The organism is Heyndrickxia sp. FSL W8-0423 (assembly GCF_038009395.1).
Classification (GTDB): domain Bacteria; phylum Bacillota; class Bacilli; order Bacillales; family Bacillaceae_C; genus Heyndrickxia; species Heyndrickxia sporothermodurans.
Genome location: NZ_JBBPBE010000001.1, coordinates 62,475 through 77,254 on the forward strand (window position 1 = coordinate 62,475; position 14,780 = coordinate 77,254).

The following is a 14,780-nucleotide window of genomic DNA, read 5'->3' on the forward strand; positions in this document are numbered from 1 at the left end:
CCAAAAACTACAAATATCGCGAATAAAGCACCTATTCTGTTAATGATTGGTACATTTCAAAATGGTGATATAAAGCACCGAGTACACCTGCATCATTCTTTAAAAAGCAACATTCAATTGGTACCTCTCCCCGATATGAAGGGAGCCGCTGGATGCGCCATGTTAGTTCATTTATTAAATCATCCCTTTGGCTAATGGCTCCGCCTAGGAGAATCTTATTCGGATTAAAGAGAAAAAATAGATTGTAAATCGCAATAGAAAGGCTATCGTAAAACTGGTTCACCTCATGCAATGCATGGGGGTCTCCCTTCTCATATGCCTCAAAAACATCTAATCCTGACACCTCTTCGACAGCAACTCCTTTATAATGGGCAAATCGTTCCCGCAATCCCCACAACCCGCCAGTACTGCTTAATGTGCATCTTCCTACAGTATTATTTTGCAAACCATTAGTTATCATATAACCAAATTCCCCAGCCATATAAGATGATCCGCGGTATAATTGATTATTCAAGTAACAAGCGCCGCCTATCCCCGTACCAATTGTCATACATAAAAAATCCGTTTCATGCTGTGCATTCCCCTTCCACTTTTCAGCTAAGGCAACACAATTCACATCATTTTCTACACTAACAGGCAATTGTAATTCCGCCTCTAAATAATCCTTTATATTGAATTTATTAAAATCGGAAATGGCTCCCCCTACTTCAATATATCCATTTTCAACATTGACGAAGCCGGGAACACTTAATGCCACCCCAGTTAGATCATTTTGCTCCTTTGTAACCTCTATTAAATGATTTAAAATTGATTGGCCGGAATATCGATTTGTTGGGAACTTTCCTTTTTGAAGGAAAGCTCCATTTTCATCTAAAACTGCAAATTTAGTATCTGTGCCACCGATATCGAAAGAAATATATTGTTTCAAAAGCAACACCTCGTTTCTTCTTAGAAAAAATACTTATATAAGATTTGTTTAATACACTACTCTAACACTCGCATAGCATAGTGCAATGCTGTACCATGAGGTGTTTCTTTAAAAACATTTTTCAAATGTCTAACTGTATCATCTGATGATAAGTTAGTTGTTACTAGAAAAACGGATTTAATTTTTTCTGACTTAGTTAATTTAACTGAAACACTTTCATCCTCGTATTCTTTAAAAAACTCTCTAATAAATTTAATTTGACCACATGAAATTTCAACGTATATTTCATTCATCATCATTTTCTTTCCTTACGCTGTTTTTTCCGATTCTGAACTGCTGTTATAACCGCTGCTAGCTGCTTTGTTAGAGGCAATGACGAACGGTAAGTAAATAATTGTTGACACCGCTAGACAGACAAATCCAATAATTAAAGCTACCCAGTTACCTCCAGTACCGAGAAACGCAATTAATGGTCCCGGTGTCGTCCATGGTACAGCGTAGGCAATGGCAGGGATTAAGCCCGTTGATATTGCTAAATAACCAATAATGACATTAACCGCTGGAACGATAATAAATGGTAAAATCAAAATTGGATTTAATACAACGGGAAGACCAAAGATAACGGGCTCATTAATGTTAAAAAGTCCGGGAGCTATGGATAATTTACCAATCTCTCGATAATCCTTCCGCCTAGATACAATGAATATCGCAATTAATAATCCTAGTGTCATACCCGAACCACCATAGTTAGCGAAAGCATCGTTGATAGCCCAAGTAACAGGATATGGAGCATCCCATGCGGTACCGTGTGCCGCAACATAATTCAAGTTTTCTAAGTTTGCTTCCGCAAACATCGCTTCACGAATGGCCGCAACCGTGTTTGGTCCATGAATACCAAAGACCCATAATAGATTGGAAACAATACATAATACAACAAGTGAGAAGATATTTGTTCCCAAATGTTTTAAAGGGGTCTGAAGTACCGCATAAATAAATTCGTGTAACCCATTTGGATATAATGCATTTATGATAGCGTTTCCAATTGCAAATAGAACAGTAATAATAATAATTGGGAATAACACTTTAAACGAACGTGATACTGCCGGTGGAACTGATGCAGGCATATTAATTTGCAATTTTTTAGACCTGGATAGTCGACTGAATAATTCACCAACAACCAATCCTACGATTAGAGCAACAAATAGTCCTTGTGCACCTACCCATTGTGTCGATAAAAAGCTTGCGCCATCTACCACTTTATATGGTGGATAGATAATAAAAAATGTAGATAATCCAGTTAAACCACATAATAATTCATCGGCCTTCAAGGATATAGCCATATTCCTCGCCACTAGAAACACGATAAACATTGATAAAATATTCGTAGACCCATTTAGTACTGGTGAAAAGACTGACTGAAGATCTGCCAAATTCGGAAATAATTTATGCAAAAATAAAATTTTTGCAATAAAACCATCTGGTGCCAAAATAGCAAAGTTTAAAAGAACAATTAATGATCCCGCCAATGTAATTGGAAATGCCAATATGAAAGCATCACGGATAGCTATAATATGCCTTTGTGAATTTAATTTTGTCGCGATAGGAACAAGTGCCTTTTCGGCGACCTTTTCAAAAGTAGCCATAAACCCCATAAAAAATTCCCCCTAAATAGTAAAATGGTTAATCAATTTACACCGTGCTCCCCTTTGTGTGTAAGCCAAAGTAATCTTACCTAATAAGATTTAACGCTTTCTCAAGAACCGCCTTTCCATTCATTGTCCCGTAATCCCTCATGTCAATTACTTCAACTGGTACCCTGCCTTCAATGATCGCATCAACTTGTGGCTTTTGATAGCGAACTTGTGGTCCTAATAAAACAACATCCACTTCACTCGCCACACTTTCACACTCAGATACAGGCAATGCAAAGATTTCAAGCTCCAAACCTTTTTCTTTTGCTGCATCTTTCATCTTATTAACTAGTAAACTCGTAGACATTCCTGCTGCACAAACTAATAAAAGCTTTTTCACATGGTAACCCCCCTGTAAGATGTTCGTTTTGTCAAAACTTTTATATAAAATAGGCTATAAACTACCTTAATAGAGGGATTTTTGAGCAAAAAAATTGCCACCCCCCTAAATCTAAGGATAATTGAGGTTACCACACACCCAACAACCTTAGAAAAGGAAGTGACAAGTTGTACCCTCAAATTATAACCTATTTACTAACTTTTATAAAATTCCAAGAACAAATAATTCGAACATTACTCACCCTACTTATTGGGAAGAGTATGTTTGATAAACCGAAAGATCAGCAGCCTGTTAACAAACCTTATCGAAAACTACAAGTTGATGATCTTCCCATTATCGAAATCCCAGAAAAGCTGAATTATCGAAATCTCCTAACGGAGTACCAAGAGAAGCATGGGAAATCTCTTAAACCCGTTCGAAGACACAAGAACGCAAAAGTGTCGGTACCTAAAGGAATGAAATGTCCTAAGTGTGGTGCACCATCTGATTATCTTTATGCCAATAATGGTGATAAGGGACAGTATCAATGCAAGGTATGTTCTTGCCTTTTCAGCGATAAGAATCGTTTTTCGAAAGAGGCCATTTTGAAATGTCCTCATTGTTCTAAAACACTCGATAAGATCAAGGAGCGAAAAGATTTCGATGTGTTTAAGTGTAAAAACGACGACTGTCCGTATTATCAAAAGAAATTAAACGGTATGTCTTCCAAAGAAAAGAAACAGTTTAAAAAGGATCCCCAGTCGTTTAAGTTAAGGTATATTTTTCGCCAATTCCACATTGATTTTCAACCATTATCCAAGAATTCACCGGAGTTGCCAGTTGTTGATCTGTCTAGAATCTATGCTTCTCCGCATACGTTAGGTTTGATATTGACCTACCATGTGAATTACGGTCTTTCCGCAAGAAGGACCGCTGCCCTTATGCAGGATGTTCACGGTGTAGCTATTTCTCATCAGACGATATTGAACTACGAAAATAGTGTGGCTCTTTTACTTAAACCTTACGTGGATCACTATCCTTATGAGCTTTCAGATCAATTCTGTGGTGACGAAACCTATATCCGGGTCAATGGAAAATGGCATTATCTCTTTTTCTTCTTTGACGCGGTGAAAAAGATCGTCCTTTCGTACCGAGTGTCGCCTAATCGTGATACAGCATCCGCCATTCAAGCGATAAACGACGTCCTACTGAAGATGGAAGAGATCCCTGAAAACCTTACATTCGTAGTAGATGGAAATCCAATCTATCTTCTAGCCCAGCATTTCTTCGCTCAGAATGATATTTCTTTCGATGTGAAGCAAGTAATCGGGCTGACAAATGAAGATCCCATCTCAACCGAATACAGACCGTTAAAACAGATTATCGAAAGACTGAATCGCACATTTAAAGGAAATTATCGCTCTACACAAGGATTTGGATCGGATCATGGATCTGTTTCTTTTGTCACCTTGTTTGCGGCGTATTTTAACTTTCTACGACCACATGCATCCCTAGAGGGCAAGGTACCCGTTGTGAATCCAAAGTTATCAGGACTTCCTACCATGCCTGCGCGTTGGACAAAGCTCATCGAGTTAGCTCAACGATGGATAGTCGAACAAAGATCCGCCTAACTTTTTGTTTAGCAGAGCCCTTGGACCATTTAGCAATCGGCGGAGCGAACTCTTGACAAACCGAACTTGCCAATGGTTTAAAATGAAAATACCAAGGGCTTATTTGGTATGCCTTCTTTTTGTCCCCTTCGCCCTTGTTAACCTTGGATCAAACCATTGGCGTGTTTGTCAAGAGCGATTGCGGGAGCTCCCCACCTAATAAATGGAAAGTAACCTAAACAACTATTTAGTTTTCATAGAACTTTTTACAATACCAAGATGTTAGTGGATAGTCCTCTTCCCACTTGTTTCAATGTCTTTTTATACCAAAAATAATTTTTCTCCGTCTTGATCCCACGCTCCCTCCTCTTTAATTGAATTGTACCCGCTTTCATTTTTTCTGTAAGCAAAAATAAGCATTTAGTCCGTTTTTCCGCTAAAAGGAACTTGTTACATTTTTGAAACATCTTGTTTTTTTGTTGAATGATTCGTGATATGATTTAACTACTTTAATAGTTGTCTAAATTTTAAGTTTATTAATATAAGGTGGTGTGTGAGGATTGTTTACAAATGAGGTGATTTCATCATTTAATGATTTAGAAATTTCACTATATAATTACATCACAAAACATAGTGACAAAGTGATTTACATGAGGATCCGTGAGCTAGCTGATCAAACCCATGTCTCAACATCAACCATTTTGCGTTTTTGTCGAAAACTAAATTGTGAAGGATTCTCTGAATTTAAGGTAAAACTAAAGCTTCATTTGGATCGAAATGAGGAAGCCAACTTAAAATCAACGAAACATTATCTTTCAGAATTTGTGGAACGCACGATGAAAGGGAATTTCGAATCATATATACAAGAAACGGCGGAACTAGTTGCCCATGCTGAAAAAGTCATTTTTGTGGGAACAGGAAGCTCTGGAATTCTAGCGGAATTTGGTGCCAGATATTTCTCAAGTTTAGGCAAATTCTCTTCTTTTATTAAAGATCCTTTCTACCCTATTAATAGTAAAGACCTAAACGATAGTGCGGCAATCATCTTATCGGTTTCCGGCGAAACTGATTTTACGTTAAGACTTGCCAATCTATTAAAAGAAGAAGGAAGTAAAATCATAAGCATTACGAACAGCAAAAACTGTACATTAGCAAAAATGTCTGATATTAATATCGCCTATTACGTTACAGAAGTTCACCTAGGAGAAGCTAACATCACCACTCAAATCCCTGTCATCTACATCTTAGAGGAAACCGCGCATATGATCCGAAACATCAACAAACTACGTCACCAAATGAAAAAAAATAGTACCTGAACTAGGTCCGGGTACTATTTTTCCAATACTGTCCTTTTTATTGTTCTTCACACTTCATACATCATTTTTTTCGTCATTCCCCCATCGACAACAATATTTTGGCCAGTGACAAAATCGTTTTCAAAATCAGTTAAATAAAAACATGCTTTTGCAATATCAACTGGCTTTCCGACGCGATTGGCGGGTTGTTGTGCATGATCAGAAAAACTTAAACTTTCGTAGTCTTTTGTTTCAATCCTGCCCGGAGTAATCGAATTTACGCGAATGCCTAACTGACCTAAGGAAATGGCCATTGCATGTGTAAGGGCAATGATTCCACCTTTTGAAGCAGCATAGCCTTCGGAATTTGATTCGGACATAAATGCACGTGTAGAGGCCATATTTACGATCGCCCCACCCTTTTCATTTCGATTTCGAATACTCTTTCCATGCGGTTAGACCGCCTTCTAAAACAGTAACGTTAAAATTTTTCTTCGCTAAAATGTTTGCACATTTTGCTGCAGAATTTCCAGTCGTACAGGCAATAATGATTTCCTTATCCTTAGGAAGTGTGATGTCTTTAACATTTTCCGCATCTTCCATTTCAAAAATGGTCGTTTTAGGAATATTCATCGAATGTTTAAGATGATATTCATTAAATTTGTCTTCGGATCGAACATCTAAAACGAAAACATCTTTATTTCCTTTTAATCGACTATCCAATTCCTTAGGTGTAAGTGTTCGGATTTCCATAAGTATCCCCGCTTTCCATTGATAGAAGTAACCTATATACAGTATTAACCTTTTTTAGTTAAAATTCAATTTCTATACATACTTTTCTGTGGATAAAAGTTATCGATTTGTAAATTCTAAATTACAAGCTATATCAAGGGAGTGGAAAGAAAAATGGCTAAAAACCCATTTGAACATGATAAACAAGAAGATGCATTAATAAAAAAAATGTATGGTATAGAGCCGGAAATGAGTCTTCTTTCCGTCAATTTTGCGACGAAGGAAAATGGTTATTTAAATGATCACGATCAAAGAGATGAAGTAGTGGATAATACTGTGGATAAATTGTGAATTATCCACCAATTCTCGTGGATAACTACAGAAACACTGTGTATAATTTTTTTGAGGTGTTGAGTTAATACCAACTTTTCAACAAAACTAGACGAAGTGACAACTTCTCCTTCATGTCATTATTATTAACTTTACTGCAAATTATCATGAATAAAGAATGTAATATTGAAAGCGAGTGAAAAGTTTTCGTTAACTATCGTTGTTTAAGAATGAAATAAATTTTAGTGGGAATAGTAACTGCTAACAGAAATAATAAAGAAGGTTGATATGGTGATATATATATATAACGATTACGGCGGAACCCATACGACGTCTATGGCAGCAGCCTTTCATTTAAAAAAGCTGCCAACAGATCGTGAACTGACAAAGGAAGAAATACTAGCGATTCCCTACTTCAATAAATTAACTTCTTCTGATTTTGGCAAATTGATTTTTCACGGAACAGATGAAGACGAAAATCCAGTGTATACAATAGGCAGGAAGAATCAAAAATTTGTTATTCCTGCAATGAAAGAACTTGGTCTTCTCTTACAAAAAAGATATGGCGAAGAAGAAAAGATCATTTTTTCAAATACCTCTCCTACCGTTCCCTTTCCAATGTCGATCGGAGGATTTCTTTCTAGAGGTTTAAAAATTGATTTCTTAGGTGTACCGTTGTTAGTAGCAGGGGCAAAAATTTGCACGAAGGATATTATTCGCTTGGTCGAACATACAAAACAATCCGGTAAACAACAGAAGGATAAAGTAATAGTGTTAGATAATAAAGAATTTAAATGAAATGACTACGTTTTAAATTTTCAATTGGCTCCTTTTTCTAAAGGAGCCAATTGACTTAGAATAAATTAACTATCCCACTATAGAACCCACCGCTGAATAGCCTTTGCCACTCCATCATTATCATTCGTATCTGTTATCCAATCCGCGGCTTCCTTTACGATAGCTTGCGCATTTCCCATTGCTACGCCTATTCCTGCAGTTGTTATCATAGCGATGTCGTTCATACTGTCGCCCATTGCCATAACATTTTCCATTGTGATTCCGATTCGTTCGCAAACTTTTTCAAGTGCTTTTGCTTTGCTGATTCCGTATGGGTTTACTTCCAGATTGGTCGGGCTAGAGTTTGTTACTTGTAGCTTGTTTTTTTCTAATTCTTCCATGATGATTTTTCTTGCGTGGTCATCTTCTACATCGAAGCCAAACTTTAACCATTCATAATCCGCAAAGGTGTTTTCGTCCGGAAACTCATCTCGATAGACTTTGTCAACAGTAATAGCCCAGAACTTCGTGTTGTGAAGATTTTTCAAATCCCACATCATTTTGATTTGTTCCACCTGCAACAAATTCCGCTCCAATAATTTGCCTGATGAATCCCAAATTTCACCGCCATTTACAGTGACTAAAAAGGAATTTAGCTCTAAATCCTCGGCAAACTCGTGGACGGTTGCAAAATTACGACCGGTACTTAATACAATATGAATTCCATTTTCTTTCGCTCGGGCAATCACCCGCTTATTTTCTTCAGAAATTTCCTCTTTACTGTTCAATAATGTTCCATCCATATCTAAAGCAATTAGACGAATATCACGATTCTGTATCCTTTCAGTCAATTCACTCTTCCTTTCTCCCGTTCACTCACCTACCACTATATCTTTTATACGGTGAGCAAGCAAATCACACGATGCATAGGCTTGCGACGTTAAGCTTTTTTCCTAATCTCCATAATTACATCTTTGTGATTAACAGTTTTTTCATTTGACATTCGTTGTTGAATGTCAAAGTCGTCACCATTTAATAGAACGATCGGTGTAATCACTTGATACCCTAACTCTTTAACTTTTTCGATATCAAATTTTGCAAGGGAATCTCCTTTTCTGATCTTATCTCCCCCCGTAATCCCAATATCAAAACCCTCACCTTTAAGGTTTACTGTTTCCAGTCCCATGTGTATTAATATTTCGGCGCCTTCTTTTGAGCGGAGAGTAATCGCATGCTTTGTTGGAAATACATCCACCACTTCACCATCGATTGGAGAGACTAACGAACCATCGCTTGGGATAATTGCCATGCCGTCCCCCATCATTTTTTCAGAAAAAACTTGGTCTGGTACCTCTTCTATTGAAACTGCCTTCCCATTAAATGGGGCAGTTATTGTAATGGACTTATTTTCTTTTTTAAATAATGATTTAAACATTTATCATTTCTCCTTCCTTTTTTAACATAGAAAAAACGTAACATACTTAAATACTTCATTCCAAATGATAACGTTTTTTCGGTTACTTTTAACAAGTAATGAAAACGCTTATTTTTTTGTTGATTTTTTTTATTGTAATACTTTATACTAAACTTGTAAATAATTTTCACGTTTGGGGGTATAATGATGAATAGTTTCTTCGAAAAAGCACAGCAATTCGGAAAATCGTTCATGTTGCCGATAGCTGTTTTACCTGCAGCAGGTCTTCTTTTAGGTATTGGTGGTGCATTATCAAATCCTAATACGATCAAAGCCTATCCTTTTTTGGATGTATCATGGTTACAGGGCATTTTCACGATTATGTCGAGTGCGGGCAATATTGTCTTTGCTAATCTTGCATTACTGTTTGCAGTAGGTCTTGCTGTCGGATTAGCGAAGTCGGATAAAGGAACTGCCGGTTTAGCTGGAGTTCTAGCATTTTTAGTTATGAATGCGACGATGTCCGCCCTACTTACAATTACGGGAAAAATGAATGTAGACAATCCCGCTGCCGCCGGGCAAGGCATGGTACTTGGGATTCAATCATTAGAAACAGGTGTGTTCGGCGGGGTAGTTGTTGGAATTTTAGCGTCATGGCTGCACAATCGCTACAACAAAACTCAATTACCACCATTCCTAGGTTTCTTTAGTGGTTCACGTTTTGTACCGATTATTTCATCTTTTGCTGCAATTATTCTCGGTGTTGTTATGTTTATTGTATGGCCGTTTATTCAAAGTGGAATTTTCAAAATGGGTGGTTTAGTTGAAGCAACTGGTTATATAGGAACCTTCATATACGGCTTTGTCCTCCGTTTACTTGGACCTTTTGGACTTCATCATATTTTTTATATGCCTTTTTGGACAACAAGCCTTGGCGGTTCACTTGTCGTGGATGGTCATTTAGTTGAAGGGACACAACGAATTTTCTTTGCTCAGCTTGCAGATCCAGATACAAAAGAATTCTATGTTGGAACTTCTCGTTTCATGTCTGGTCGTTTTATCACGATGATGTTCGGATTACTAGGTGCAGCTTATGCAATTTACCGAACAGCGAAGCCTCAAAATAAAAAAATTGTGGCAGGGTTAATGGGGTCAGCTGCCTTAACTTCTTTCTTAACAGGAATAACAGAGCCACTTGAATTTTCATTCTTGTTTGTTGCACCAGTACTATATGTTTTACATGCCTTTTTCGATGGCTTAGCGTTTATGATGGCTCATATTCTTCATATTACGATTGGTCAAACATTTTCCGGCGGTTTTATTGATTTTATTTTATTTGGTATTTTACAAGGTAATGCAAAAACAAATTGGGTACTTGTCCCTATCGTAGGAATCATTTGGTTCTTCCTATACTTCTTTTCCTTCAGCTTCCTTATTAAAAAGTTCAATTTTAAAACACCTGGTCGTGAAGAAAAGGGAGAAGCGGCAGTATCAATTAATAGTAAAAGTGAACGTGCTCAAGTCATTGTTGATGCATTGGGCGGACTAGAAAACTTAGATAATGTTGATTGCTGTGCTACTCGATTACGTGTAACGGTCAAAAATGAAACTGTTGTAAATGAAGATTTATTGAAGAAAACAGGTGCAAGAGGGGTTATCTCAAAAGGTAAAGGAATTCAAGTAATCTATGGACCTGATGTGACAATTATAAAAAATGAAATAGAAGAAATGGTAGGCGAATAATAATGTTAGAAACCATAAAAAAAGGGCTTGTTGCTTCTTGTCAAGCGCTTCCAGATGAACCACTTCATAGCTCATTTATTATGGCAAAAATGGCTTTAGCTGCTAAACAAGGCGGCGCTTGTGGGATACGTGCCAATTCCAAAGAAGATATTATCGCAATAAAACAGGAAATCGATCTACCTGTCATTGGAATCGTCAAACAAGATTATCCTAATAGTGATGTGTTTATTACTGCTACAAAGCGTGAAGTGGATCAATTACTTGAAAGTAAGTGTGAAATGATCGCACTCGATGCTACATTACGTGTTCGGCCAAATGGTGAAACATTAGAAGAATTGGTATCCTATATCAAAGAAAAAGCGCCAAATGTACAATTAATGGCTGATATCTCAACAGTAAAAGAGGCAGTCAATGCCGAAACACTCGGTTTTGATTGTATTTCTACTACACTTTTTGGATACACAAATGATACAAAAGGTAGTAAACTATTTGATAATGAGTTTTATTTTTTGAAAAAAGTCCTTCAATCCGTTTCTATTCCTGTAATCGCAGAAGGAAATGTCATGACACCTGAAATGGCTAAACAGGTGTTAGACCTTGGGGCGCATTCAGTTGTAGTTGGCGGTGCTATATCTAGACCACAACAAATTACTGCTCGATTTGTTGAAAAGATTCAAAAGGGATAGCCTGTTTCCGAAGGAGAAAGGAGCTCTTTGTGACCTCATTATTAAAGGACATTCAGTCAAGGTACTCTTCCTTTTCTGATAAAGAACGACAAATTGCGGATTATTTACTTTCGTCACCTGATGAAGCTTCACAAAGCCATATTAAGGAGATTGCATCGAAGACAGGTGTTTCAGTAGCCTCTATTACTAGATTTGCCAAAAAAGTTTCGTGTCGCAACTTTGTCGAGTTAAAATTAAAATTAGCTCAACAAACCCATATAGAAAAAAGCGATGATATTGATGAAGCCTTACAGCAACAATATCGAGACATGTTTAAAGATATTCGGGCACTATCAGAAAAAGAATCCTTTATGCGTGTTTTAACAATGATACAAGAGGCAAATCGAATTTTCATTTATGGCCTAGGCAGTTCAGGACTTGCCTCACAGGAATTAAACTATCGTTTAAGCCGGATGGGGTTTACTTCAGAAGCTGTTACTGACCCACATCTTATGGTGATTAGAAGTGCTTTGTTAAAGGAAGGCGATCTTCTTCTTACATTTTCTCGTTCAGGGCAGACAAGGGACCTATTAATGTCAATTGAAAAGGCAAGGGAAAATGGTGTAAAAATTGTCTCTTTCACAGCTTATGGTGACACCCCATTAACAGCACTTTCCGATGAAGTATTATGGACGATTCATCCGATTAGAAATGGGATTTTCTCCCCCGGTCTTGATTTAAGCGCACTTTTTTTAATCGATAGAATGACTACTCACTTACTGCAGGATCCTGCAAGGAATGATACGTATACCCAGACGGTATCGATTATAAAAAGCCTGTCACACTTAAATCATCTTAAAGAATAAGCTACCCTCCTTTGGGTAGCTTATTTTGCTTAATTCTATAATCCTAAAAAACCACCAAACATACTATTAAAAGCCACTTTTAGTGCGTTAAATAGTAAATCTCCCATAATTAGAATGGATAGGTAAGTTAACACGTAGATAATCAAAGAGCCGAAAATAACATCTAATCCTTCATGGTTTTCTTTTTTATAACTGGCGATGACTAATGGGGGAACCATTAGGATTGAACCGAAAAAACCTAATAAAAATATTGCTAGGAAAAATTTTATTTTTATGATTGCAAAAATTAATCCGATAAGTAAAATTGCAACGAAAGGAATTAAAAATGAGCTAAAACGTGCCAATACTTCCTTGTACCCCACTTGCACTTTTCCTAATCTAATGGCGGCAAAGGTAAAGGTGATGACTAGAATAGTTAGTACAAGATACCCGAAAAACGGTATAATTACTGTTTCCGCGAATGGCGGACCTGCATTTATATTAGCACCAAATAATGAACCAAAACGATTGATACCGGAAAAGAGGATTTTTACACCGAAGTATAGGATAAAAGGTATAAATAGGCTGTATAAAATAATTGTAATAATTCCATTAACAAAATGTTCCTCACCGACGGAGTGACTGTTCGCATACGGTTTCTTTAACACTTGAATAAAGTATTGAAAATATTGTTTGGAAATTTTCTTAGTTGCTTCAACATATTGATTGGATTGGGCTTTTTCAGATGGAGTTTGAATTGGATGTGTAGCTGATGCGGCAACTTCATTTCCTGCTTGCTCTAATAACCTCGTTCCACAATTTTCGCAAAAATTCCCTCCCTCATTTTCATGTTGACAATTTGGACATTTCACATAATAACCCCCTTAAAGTTAAACCTTTAAACATTTTATTACAAATACACTAGCAAAACAATATAAAATATTCGAATTATATTGATGCCATTCTTACTTTTGATGGAAAGTATTGATTAAGCGACAGCGACATGCAAGTTGGTGGCCGAGAAAGACCAAATCATGCGATTTGGTCTTCTCATAACACTTTACTCAAAAATGCTTTTGTTCTTTCGTTTTGCGGATGATCAAATAATTGGGATGGAATGTTCTCCTCAACGATATAGCCGCCATCCATGAACAAAACACGATCGCCCACTTCACGCGCAAATCCCATTTCATGGGTGACGACAACCATCGTCATCCCTTCCTTCGCAAGTTGCTTCATAACTTCTAATACTTCACCAACCATTTCCGGATCGAGGGCGGATGTCGGCTCATCAAACAACATAATTTTCGGTTCCATCGCTAAAGCACGGGCAATGGCGACACGTTGTTTTTGACCTCCGGACAAAGAGTCGGGATAGCTTTCCGCTTTATCAGCGAGACCAACTTTTTTAAGGAGTTCCATCCCTTTCCGCCTCGCCTCTTCCTTACTCTTTTTCCTTACCTTCATCGGTGCCATCATAATATTTTCAATCACTGATTTATGCGGAAACAAATTGAATTGCTGAAAGACCATTCCAACTTCTGTTCGAATGAGATTAATATCGGTTTTTTTATCAGTAAGATCGACCCCTTCGATGATAACGTTACCATCGGTGATCGTCTCAAGTAAGTTTAGGCATCTTAAAAAGGTTGATTTCCCCGAACCGGATGGTCCGATAACAACAATGACTTCCTGCGGTTTTACGTTAATACTTATATCTTTAAGAACTTCATTTTTACCAAAGGATTTTTTTAAATTCTTTACGACAATCATTCCGTTTTCACCTTCCGTTCAACGTATTCCAATACATAGGATAAGGTCAAAGTTAAAATTAAGTAAATGAGTGCAGTTGTCAGATATGGTTCCCATGGACGATAGTATTGCCCTTGCATCGCGCGTCCCCAATACATCAATTCAGGAGCTGCGATGATGGCTCCTAGTGAAGAATCTTTAATTAAAACGACAAACTCGTTGCCAAGTGGAGGGATCATTCGCTTAAACGCTTGAGGTAAAATAACATTGCGCATCGCTTGTTTATGATTCATACCTAACGATCGTGCGGCCTCCATTTGTCCCCGATCAATCGATTGAATGCCAGCGCGGAATATTTCTGCTATATAGGCTGCGGAATTCAACGATAAGGCAGTGACTAATGCAATAAATGCGTTCGTATCATTGATAATCGCTGGGATGACACCAAAATGTACAAGAAGGATTTGTAAAAATAATGGCGTGCCACGGAAAAAGTTAATATACCAAACAAATGGTAGTCTAATATATTTATTCTTCGTCATTTTTCCGAGACCGATAAACAGACCGAGGACGGTTCCAAACAATATACCCAAAACAGAAACTTCGATTGTTATAAGTGTACCTCGTAAAAAAAGTGGTAAATAATCGGCTATTAGATCAAAACGAAAATCCATGAGAC

The 14,780-nt window shown here is 37.3% G+C and carries 17 protein-coding genes and 1 pseudogene; 7 read left to right on the forward strand and 11 right to left on the reverse strand.

The features are described 5' to 3' along the window. Nucleotides 1–31: 31 nt before the first annotated feature. The 4 genes from MKY81_RS00285 to MKY81_RS00300 form a co-directional block, all read right to left on the reverse strand. The gene (locus MKY81_RS00285) at nt 32–928 is read right to left on the reverse strand and encodes an ROK family protein (protein ID WP_181294586.1); all 897 of its coding nucleotides are present in this window, start codon (nt 926–928) and stop codon (nt 32–34) included. A gap of 56 nt (nt 929–984) precedes the next feature. Next, entirely contained in the window at nt 985–1,224 is a 240-nt protein-coding gene (locus tag MKY81_RS00290; RefSeq protein WP_084347495.1) for a hypothetical protein, read from the reverse strand. Between the two features lie 12 nt (nt 1,225–1,236). Next, nucleotides 1,237–2,580: a PTS sugar transporter subunit IIC gene (locus MKY81_RS00295; protein ID WP_066228918.1), complete on the reverse strand. Its 1,344-nt coding sequence runs from the start codon at nt 2,578–2,580 to the stop codon at nt 1,237–1,239. 76 nt (nt 2,581–2,656) lie between these two features. Next, complete coding sequence (locus MKY81_RS00300; RefSeq protein ID WP_066228914.1) at nt 2,657–2,959, reverse strand: PTS sugar transporter subunit IIB; 303 nt, start codon at nt 2,957–2,959, stop codon at nt 2,657–2,659. A gap of 167 nt (nt 2,960–3,126) precedes the next feature. On the opposite strand from MKY81_RS00300, the gene MKY81_RS00305 reads away from it, so the two are divergent. Continuing rightward, nucleotides 3,127–4,569 carry a DDE-type integrase/transposase/recombinase gene (locus MKY81_RS00305; RefSeq protein WP_108073408.1) on the forward strand — a complete coding sequence of 481 codons (1,443 nt, stop codon included), beginning with the start codon at nt 3,127–3,129 and terminating at the stop codon, nt 4,567–4,569. A gap of 539 nt (nt 4,570–5,108) precedes the next feature. Further along, a complete protein-coding gene (locus MKY81_RS00310; RefSeq protein ID WP_341116139.1) occupies nt 5,109–5,864 on the forward strand; it encodes a MurR/RpiR family transcriptional regulator in 756 nt (251 codons plus the stop codon). 47 nt (nt 5,865–5,911) lie between these two features. Here the strand turns inward: MKY81_RS00310 and MKY81_RS00315 are convergent. Then, nucleotides 5,912–6,274: pseudogene (locus tag MKY81_RS00315) on the reverse strand (SDR family oxidoreductase); the annotation flags it as partial. Continuing rightward, entirely contained in the window at nt 6,267–6,596 is a 330-nt protein-coding gene (locus MKY81_RS00320) for a rhodanese-like domain-containing protein (protein ID WP_066228908.1), read from the reverse strand. The pseudogene MKY81_RS00315 and the gene MKY81_RS00320, both read right to left, overlap by 8 nt. Nucleotides 6,597–6,749: 153 nt before the next feature. Between MKY81_RS00320 and MKY81_RS00325 the strand changes: the two genes are divergently transcribed. Next, nucleotides 6,750–6,926, forward strand: coding sequence for a hypothetical protein (locus MKY81_RS00325; RefSeq protein WP_181294587.1), 177 nt, complete (start codon nt 6,750–6,752; stop codon nt 6,924–6,926). 270 nt (nt 6,927–7,196) lie between these two features. After that, nucleotides 7,197–7,703, forward strand: a complete 507-nt coding sequence (locus MKY81_RS00330; RefSeq protein WP_341116140.1) for a DUF3189 family protein — start codon at nt 7,197–7,199, stop codon at nt 7,701–7,703. A 77-nt stretch (nt 7,704–7,780) separates the two neighbouring features. Here the strand turns inward: MKY81_RS00330 and MKY81_RS00335 are convergent, their stop codons facing one another. Continuing rightward, nucleotides 7,781–8,533 (reverse strand): Cof-type HAD-IIB family hydrolase, encoded by a 753-nt coding sequence (locus MKY81_RS00335; RefSeq protein WP_108070223.1) that lies wholly within the window; start codon nt 8,531–8,533, stop codon nt 7,781–7,783. An 89-nt stretch (nt 8,534–8,622) separates the two neighbouring features. Further along, nucleotides 8,623–9,117, reverse strand: coding sequence for a PTS sugar transporter subunit IIA (locus tag MKY81_RS00340; RefSeq protein WP_066228903.1), 495 nt, complete (start codon nt 9,115–9,117; stop codon nt 8,623–8,625). 186 nt (nt 9,118–9,303) lie between these two features. Between MKY81_RS00340 and ptsG the strand changes: the two genes are divergently transcribed. The 3 genes from ptsG to MKY81_RS00355 are packed head-to-tail and all read left to right on the forward strand — an operon-like array spanning nt 9,304 to nt 12,370. Continuing rightward, nucleotides 9,304–10,839 carry a glucose-specific PTS transporter subunit IIBC gene (gene ptsG / locus MKY81_RS00345; protein WP_066228901.1) on the forward strand — a complete coding sequence of 512 codons (1,536 nt, stop codon included), beginning with the start codon at nt 9,304–9,306 and terminating at the stop codon, nt 10,837–10,839. Nucleotides 10,840–10,841: 2 nt separating this feature from the next. Continuing rightward, on the forward strand, nt 10,842–11,525 hold the full coding sequence (locus tag MKY81_RS00350; protein ID WP_066229143.1) for an N-acetylmannosamine-6-phosphate 2-epimerase: 684 nt from the start codon (nt 10,842–10,844) through the stop codon (nt 11,523–11,525). Between the two features lie 29 nt (nt 11,526–11,554). After that, nucleotides 11,555–12,370 carry a MurR/RpiR family transcriptional regulator gene (locus tag MKY81_RS00355; RefSeq protein ID WP_108070227.1) on the forward strand — a complete coding sequence of 272 codons (816 nt, stop codon included), beginning with the start codon at nt 11,555–11,557 and terminating at the stop codon, nt 12,368–12,370. A gap of 35 nt (nt 12,371–12,405) precedes the next feature. On the opposite strand, the gene MKY81_RS00360 is transcribed toward MKY81_RS00355, so the two are convergent. The 3 genes from MKY81_RS00360 to MKY81_RS00370 all read right to left on the reverse strand — a co-directional run bounded on the left by MKY81_RS00360 (nt 12,406) and on the right by MKY81_RS00370 (nt 14,775). Further along, entirely contained in the window at nt 12,406–13,221 is an 816-nt protein-coding gene (locus MKY81_RS00360) for a zinc ribbon domain-containing protein (protein ID WP_066228896.1), read from the reverse strand. A 178-nt stretch (nt 13,222–13,399) separates the two neighbouring features. After that, nucleotides 13,400–14,122, reverse strand: coding sequence for an amino acid ABC transporter ATP-binding protein (locus MKY81_RS00365; protein ID WP_108070231.1), 723 nt, complete (start codon nt 14,120–14,122; stop codon nt 13,400–13,402). Then, nucleotides 14,119–14,775, reverse strand: a complete 657-nt coding sequence (locus MKY81_RS00370; protein WP_108070233.1) for an amino acid ABC transporter permease — start codon at nt 14,773–14,775, stop codon at nt 14,119–14,121. Before MKY81_RS00370 ends, MKY81_RS00365 begins: the two co-directional genes overlap by 4 nt. Nucleotides 14,776–14,780: the final 5 nt, after the last annotated feature.